At 64.7% G+C, this 7303-nt stretch carries 7 protein-coding genes; 1 reads left to right on the top strand and 6 read right to left on the bottom strand.

Annotation, left to right across the window (positions count from 1 at the left end):
- A partial coding sequence (locus tag VLA96_03515; GenBank protein HSE48257.1) for a hypothetical protein occupies positions 1 to 614 on the bottom strand: 614 nt, incomplete at its 3' end.
- 510 nt (positions 615 to 1124) lie between these two features.
- Between VLA96_03515 and VLA96_03520 the strand changes: the two genes are divergently transcribed.
- Positions 1125 to 1847, top strand: a complete 723-nt coding sequence (locus VLA96_03520; GenBank protein ID HSE48258.1) for a CPBP family glutamic-type intramembrane protease — start codon at positions 1125 to 1127, stop codon at positions 1845 to 1847.
- 44 nt (positions 1848 to 1891) lie between these two features.
- Here the strand turns inward: VLA96_03520 and VLA96_03525 are convergent, their stop codons facing one another.
- From VLA96_03525 to VLA96_03545, 5 genes are all read right to left on the bottom strand, one after another.
- A complete protein-coding gene (locus VLA96_03525; protein ID HSE48259.1) occupies positions 1892 to 2317 on the bottom strand; it encodes a hypothetical protein in 426 nt (141 codons plus the stop codon).
- 81 nt (positions 2318 to 2398) lie between these two features.
- Positions 2399 to 3073, bottom strand: coding sequence for a hypothetical protein (locus VLA96_03530; protein ID HSE48260.1), 675 nt, complete (start codon positions 3071 to 3073; stop codon positions 2399 to 2401).
- Positions 3074 to 3386: 313 nt separating this feature from the next.
- Positions 3387 to 5132: a response regulator gene (locus tag VLA96_03535; GenBank protein HSE48261.1), complete on the bottom strand. Its 1746-nt coding sequence runs from the start codon at positions 5130 to 5132 to the stop codon at positions 3387 to 3389.
- 241 nt (positions 5133 to 5373) lie between these two features.
- Positions 5374 to 6726: an outer membrane protein assembly factor BamD gene (gene bamD, locus VLA96_03540; GenBank protein HSE48262.1), complete on the bottom strand. Its 1353-nt coding sequence runs from the start codon at positions 6724 to 6726 to the stop codon at positions 5374 to 5376.
- Between the two features lie 95 nt (positions 6727 to 6821).
- On the bottom strand, positions 6822 to 7303 hold a 482-nt coding region (locus VLA96_03545), incomplete at its 5' end, for a ribulose-phosphate 3-epimerase (GenBank protein ID HSE48263.1).

The following is a 7303-nucleotide window of genomic DNA, read 5'->3' on the forward strand; positions in this document are numbered from 1 at the left end:
AACATTCCAATATCAAGTACGGTCTGCGCATTAAAGGGAAGCAGCTTCGCCTTCCTCTCATCCTTGGACAGACTTACCAAACCCATCGAGATCGGAATGGTGTACTTGACGGTGAGCGTCCTTGTCTCACCAGGAACAAAGTGCATCTTCCAAACAAAGAGTGAGCGGAACTGACCGGGCCCAAGCTTTCCTTCTCGTTTAACAAAGCTCACGTGATATGTGGTCGCTTCGTCACGCGCGATGAACGAGTAACCCAAGACCCACTCTTCGGAATCTTTTGGCGTCACCACTTTTTGTTGCCCGGCAAACTCCGAATCGATAGGAAATCCAACTTGAATGTCCACTGGCTTGCTGGTGAGATTCTTCAACCTGAAGACGCACTCGTAGTCTGCTGCGTCCATGCCCGGGACGGTGCCGTCAAACAAGAAACGACCACGTCCTAACGCAATCGTCACGTCAATCGAACCGAGCTGTACCGAGTGTGAACTGATTTGGTGAATGCTCTGTCCGTTCCCCGTGAAAACTCCAGCGTCGGCTACGCTGTAGCCACTTCCGCCAATAACGAAGGCGGCGAGCGCGAGGATTACTGCTAAGTAGTGCGTGTGACGTTTCATTTGTCGGGATGCTACGTGCATCTTCGCCTATGCGCCAGTTAGAACTTAGTGGCGGGTGGCCCACCCTTTGTCGTGAGCCAAGAATCTAGAGGGTGGGCGGGTGGCCCACGCTTTGTCGTGAGCCAAGAATCTTGAGGGTGCCCCACCCTTTCGCAAGCGTTCCTTGCGAGCGAAAGGGTGGGAGCTAGTGATCAGTTCCCACACTTCGCGCGAAAAGCGCGCACGAACCGTCGGCGCCCTCCCATCTCTGTGATCGTCCCGACCTGACAGGAGCCGACCGGCCTTCGTGTACCCCATGCACTCGTCCGCCGAAATGACAGAGTGGATTTTTCTAGTCTTTTGGCGAGCCTGCGACGTAGCCCCGTTATGCCGATTTGCTCAGAGCGCGGGGCGCTGGAAACGAGGAAAGCTGCCATGCGAGACACCGATCCAAGTCCAGCACCCCCTCTCTCCCCTAAGCCGATGCGATGGCGCCTCTTCCTTGTGCTGTGGACCGCCTCAGTCGTGGGTATGGTTCTGATCCTCCCCTACGCGCTGGCCATGATCCCAGACAACGTCTCGTCCAAGTTGCCTCCTTTGTACATCCTGATCCCTTTGCAGGTAGCGCAGGGCGCGATCTTCCTCGGGGTGCTGACGCTTGCGGGGCTGTTCTTTGCAAATCGCACTGGTCTGGGCGCGCCGATCCTCGAGGCGTGGTTGGATGGGGAGAAGTCTTGGACACGGTTGAAGCCGATCCTGCTTCCCAGCGTTCTGGTCGGTACGATCGGCACCCTAGTGATCCTTGCCTTGGAATTTCTGGTTTTTCAACCGGCCATCCGGCACCAGGACCCCGCTGCGGCTGCCGCGCTCAGCCTGTGGAACCAGCCGGCGGCCTGGAAGGGATTGCTCGCTTCCTTTTTTGGAGGCATCGACGAAGAGATCGAGTTGCGCCTGTTTGCTCTCAGTCTCTTGGTCTGGCTGGGAGGCTTCACTTTCAGGAGACCGGACGGGCGTCCGGCCGCGACTGCATTCTGGATCGCCAACATTCTTGCGGCGCTTCTGTTCGGATTGGGCCACTTGCCGGCTTATTCTTTGCTGGCGCCGCTGACTCCGCTGGTCGTTGCTCGCGCTATCGTGCTCAACGGCCTTCTGGGCTTGGCGTTTGGATACCTCTACTGGACGCGAGGATTTGAATCCGCGGTGCTTGCACACTTCTCCGCTGATCTCTTGCTCCACGTCATCCTGGCCCTATAGGGCCTCGCACTTGATGGGTTGCATGCCTTGAAACCGCAGGCGCTCTACCCACTCCGCGCCGTGTTCCACATCACGCTCACGACCCACCACCGCGTGTCGTCGAAGAACAGCTGGACGCTGTTCGTGCCCGTCTCGAACGGCGGGCCGTTGGGGTCGCGCAGCGACTCGTAGTGGCTGAGCACGTGCGCCACGCGGCCGAAGGTCGCGACCTCGCGCCCCGTCTCGCGCTCCCAGAAATCCTCGCGCGCGAAGATCGGCTCCACCCGCCGGATGTAGTCTTCCGGGCTCAGCACGCGGACCTGCGGCTTCTCGCCGCCGACCACCGGCATCAACCGCGCTTCGGGCAGATACAGCGAGCGGAAGCGCTCCCAGTCCCGCGCCTGCCCCGCGGGCCCCGAGATGATCTCGTACATCGCTCGCAGAATGCCCTCGACCGTGACGACATCCTGCGCGTTCGCTTTCGGCGCCATGCCTCAGGATATCCCGCCCCACGAGAAAACGCCCGGGCATCGCGCCCGGGCGCTCGGGAAACCGGAAACGGGAAACCGCCTTTAGCCCGCCGGCACCCACTTCTTGTTGTTCTCGTCCCACAGCAGCGTGAACGCCGTCGTCTTGACCTTCGACTCCTTGTAGTACGTCGACCCGTACTTCTGCATCAGCACGGCCGCGTCGTAGATGGGCAGCTTCGTCATCTCGGGGCTGTTGGCGTCGAACACCAGCCCGAGCGCGGTCGGCTTCCAGTTCCACTCATACTCCACCACCGCCTTCTGCGGGCTGATCATCTCCACCCTCGCGACCTTGATCAGCTGCCGCTCCGCCAGCGTGACCGTGTAGCCGGTGGTGCCGTCCTTGTTCTTCTCCGGCTGCGCGCCGGCGGCCTGCAGCATCTCCTCGCCCGCGGGCGTCAGCTTCACGTCGAGGCCCTGGTACGTCGGCGTGCCCAGTTTCACGAAGCCGGCCTTCTCCAGCAGCCGGTAGTGCGGGTCGAACGGCTGCTCGTCGGGGCTCGGCTTCACGAACCCGACGTGGAAGTGCACCTTCTGCGCGCCCATCGCCGTGATCGACGCCTTGCTCGCCGCGAGCGCCTCATCCTCGCTCACCGTGCGCCGGCTCTCCATGATGAAGTACCCGAGCACCGCGGCCACTCCGATGATCAGCGTCAGGACCATCAGCAGCGGCATGATGTTGGATTGCTTCTCTTCGAACTTGATCTCTTCCTCGAACATGACGGCACTCCTGCCCCGGCCCCGCCTCGGCAGGACCGCCGCCCCCTTCCGGGCGGTCTCTTCACTACCGCGGAATCTATCGCCCCACCTTCGCCCGCGGCAGGACGCCCGCCACACCTCATTGTGATTTCCGTCACACGAGCTCCCGGTGGAAGAGCGGCGCTTGAGCCCCGCGTCCCCGCCCCAACCGTCAACAGCGGGCTCTGTCCCGCCCCTCGGCGCCACATTCCCCAGTCGGAGCCGGCTTCAGCCAGCGCCACAACAACAAAAAGGCCGCCTCGGGGCGGCCTTCTCGAAACCTGAAACTCGAAACTTACTTCTGGTCCAGCTCCTTCGCGATGTGCGCGATCAGCTCCGGCTTGAGCTTGTCGAGCGCGCGGTGGATGGCCTCCGCCAGCCGGGCCGGGTCGATCGACCCGCCCGTCGCCGACGCTGCCGCCGCGGCCGCCATCGCGATGGTCCCCGGACCAGCGTCCGGCGCCACCGCCTTGGCCATCTCCTTCGCCAGCTCCAGGTCGGGCGCGTTCACCGGCGCAGGTGCGGGCGCGGGTTCTGGCTGTGCGACCGCCACCGGTTCCGGCGCGGGCGCGAGCGGCTCGGGATCCGGCGGCACCGCCGCCGAGAACGCCTTCAGCATCTCCTGGTCGAGCGACATCGTGGCTTCGTGCTCCGCCACCGACGCTTCCTGCGCGGCCCAGCTCGGCGCCGCGGGCGCAGCTTCCACCGCCGCGGGCGCAGCTTCCACCGCCGCCGGCGCAGCTTCCGCCGCTGCGGGCGCAGCTTCCACCGCCGCGGGCGCAGCTTCCGCGACCGGCGCCGGCACTTCCACCGTCACCGACGCTCCTGCCGGCTCCTGGTATCCGCTGCTCATGGCCGCCGCCACGCGCTTCTCGAACTCGTCGTCCGCTGCCGGCGTCGCCGCCTCGGCCTGCTTCGCCGCCGCTTCGGCTTCCTTCATCCGCGCGACGCTCTCGGTCACGTCGGCGGTGACCTGCTCATCGTTCGCGGCCTCGGCCGGCGCCGCGCCGTCCGCGTACAGCCCGTCGATGCCCGCCTCCGCCGCCACGCCCACCACGACGGGCTCGGGATTATCCACGCCGAACTTGGTGACGAACGCGCTCGCCATCTCGGCGGCGTCGGTCACCAGCGCCGGATCCTTGGCGTGCGCGCTCACGTCGATCTTTTCCTGGCTGACGGTCGGCTCGAAATGCGGATCGGTCGCGTGCTCCACCTTCGCCGCGCCCCAACCCGAAGTCGGCTCGACCTCGGGATCTTTGGACGGCGGCGCGCTCGCCGGCGCCTCGTACTTCTGCGTGTTGGGCGCGAAGTCCAGCGCGATCCCCGCCGGCTCCCCCGCCATCGGCGGCGCCACCGGCTCCACCGAGACGCTCGGCGCCGTGGCGTATTGCGTCGGCGTCGCCGCTGCCCCCGCTGCCGCTTCCAGCGCGGCCGCGCGCGCTTCCACCGGTTCGTCGCCCAGCATGTCGCCGAACGCCGCCGCTCCCGCCATGTCGGTCGGGACCTCCAGCTTCGCCTTCGCCGGAGCCTCTTCCGGCTCCTCATCCTTATGCTCCGGCGCCGCCACCTGCCACTCCTGGTAGCTGGAGTCCTGCTTGAACATCTCCGCCGTGTTCAGCTTGACGGTCGTCTCGTAGTCCTTCGCCTCTTCCGGCGCCGGAGCCGCCAGCTTCTCTTCGATCTTCTTCACTGCCGCCAGCAGGTCCGTCGCCTCGAACGGCTTGATGATCACGCCGTCGGCCTTTACCCGCGTCGCGTCCTCGGGCTTGAACGCCCCCGTCTCCATCTTCCCCAGCGTCAGCAGCACCGGGATCTTCGCCGTTTCCTGCGACGCCCGCACTCGCTCGCACACTTCCAGCCCGGTGTAGCCCGGCATGTACACGTCGAGCACGATGAGGTTCGGTTTTTCGGAGGCGATCTTCTTCACCGCGGCCGCGCCGTTGGAGACGGCGATCACTTCATGGCCGGCGTCGACGAGGATCTTCAGGCCCATTTTCTGGGCTGTCATGCTGTCGTCAGCAAGCAGAATCTTTAGAGGCACGCTGAGTCCTTCAGGGGGCGGGAACGCTGGACAAAAGTACTGTTAATCACTTTGTAAGTCAATGCGCCCGGCTACCTAAAAAGTCACTCAGGTATTAGGCCTAAAGGCAGTGGACAGTGGGCAGTGGACCGTGGGCAGCCGGGCACGGTGACCAGGTCGCTTGGGGGGGCCGGTGCCCTCAAAAACCAGCGGCGACCCTGGGGTCGCCGCTGGTCTGTGCACTGTCCACTGTGCACTGTTCCTAGAACGGGATCAGCTTCCGCAGCCCCTTCTTCTTCTTTTTCTTGCTGCTCGACTCGGCCTTCTTGTCCACCTTGTCGGCCTGCTCGCCGGCCGCCTGGGCCTGCTGCTCCCGGGTCTCCTCGCTGGAAGCCTCGTTGGTCTGGGCCGGCAGCTCGGCCTCGGCCGCGCTTCCGCTCCCCTGCGCCTGCGGCACCGCGTTCTGCAGCACCGGGCGCTCCTCGGAGCTCGGCGGCGCTTCGCTCTCCGGCGGCGCTCCCTTGCCCGAGCCCGTTGCCTGCACTCCCAACTGGCCGCTCGGTTGGCCCGCACTCAGGGCATCCGTCATCTCTTTCCGGACCTCCAGTGCGCTGGTCTGCCGCTCCTCTTCCAGCCGCGGCTCGCCCGCCTTCGTGGCGCGCGTGACGTCGGGCCGCGTGCTGATGAAGACGTTGAGCATCTTGTCGACCGTGCCTTGCTCGCCGCGGCCCGCCTCTTCCGCCTTGCTCTTCGCGATGGCCTCCGGCGTCGGCGTCGGGATCGGCTGCTTCAGCCCGGCGAGACGCTCTTTCGCGTCCTCCACCCGGTCGGTCGCGGGATACCGCGTCAGGATCCGTCCGTAGGCCGCCGCCGCCTGCTTCACGTACTCCCCGATGACCTTCGCTTTGTACGCTTCGGGTATCTGCGCGTTCCCGCGCACGGTCTCGATCAGGTTCTCGTACGCCGCCCCGATCAGGAACAGCGACTCGTCCGCCCCGCTGTACAGCGGATAGTTGTCCGCCACGCCCTTCAGCCGCGCGATCGCCGCGGGGTACGACTCGCGCAGGAAATAGAACCGCCCGATGCGGAACTCGCGCTCTGCCAGCACTTCCTGCACTTGCAGCAACCGCAGCTTCGCTTCCGCCGCCAGCTTCGGGTCGGCGTCGGGGAACTGCCGCAGGAACTCCTTGTACTCATCCTCGGCGCGCTTGGCGTGCGTGTAGTCGCGATCCGGCTTCGCCATCTGCCGGTAGTGGATGTTCGCCACCTTCAGCTGCGCTTCCGCCGCTTCCGGCATGTTGGGGAAGAAGGTGATGAAGTCCTTGTACTCGATCTCCGCCTGCGCCAGCCCGGTCGACCCGCCTTCCGCGTACCACGAATCGCCCACCGACAGCTTGGCGCGCGCGATGTACTCCGAATCCGGGTAGGTGTTGATCAGTGTCTGCAGCGACAGCCGCGCGATGTCGAACTTGCGGCCCTTCATCGCTTCCATCGCCCGGTCGTACAGCACCTTGTCCGGCTGCTTCGAGTTGATGTCGGCGATCGGGTTCGAGACCTTGCCGCGGTGGCAGCCGGTCGCCAGCAGCGCGATGGCCGCCAGCAGGACGAGGGTCAATAATTTCCTAACCATGAAACCTCTGGGAGTTCTGGCTGACAGGGGTGCAGCCCGGTGACTCAAATCAAGAATCAAAAATCGTAAATCAAAAATCCCTAGACTCTTTGCAGCGTGGCTTCTTTGCCCGCCGCCAGCAACTTCTCCACGTTCTTCTTCGCGTCGCCCTTGCCGAACACCGCGTTCCCGGCGACCAGGATCTCCGCCCCCGCTCGCACGATCTCGCCGATGGTGTCCAGCCCGACTCCGCCGTCCACCTCGATGCGGAAATTCAAACCGCGCGCCGCACGCAGCGCCACCAGCTTCTTGATCTTCGCCAGCGATCCCGGGATGAACTTCTGCCCGCCGAACCCCGGGTTCACCGACATCACCAGCACGTAGTCCACCAGGTCGAGCACCTCGGTGAGCGTCTCGGCCGGCGTCCCCGGGTTGATGACCACCCCCGTCTGCGCGCCCTTCTCCCTGATTAGATTGAGGGAGCGGTGCAGATGGCGACATGCTTCCTGGTGCACCGAGATCCAGTCCGCCCCCGCCTCGATGAACGCCCCCACGTACTTGTCGGGGTCCTCGATCATCAGGT

It is taken from the genome of Terriglobales bacterium, from assembly GCA_035457425.1.
Lineage (GTDB): Bacteria > Acidobacteriota > Terriglobia > Terriglobales > Acidobacteriaceae > JACPNR01.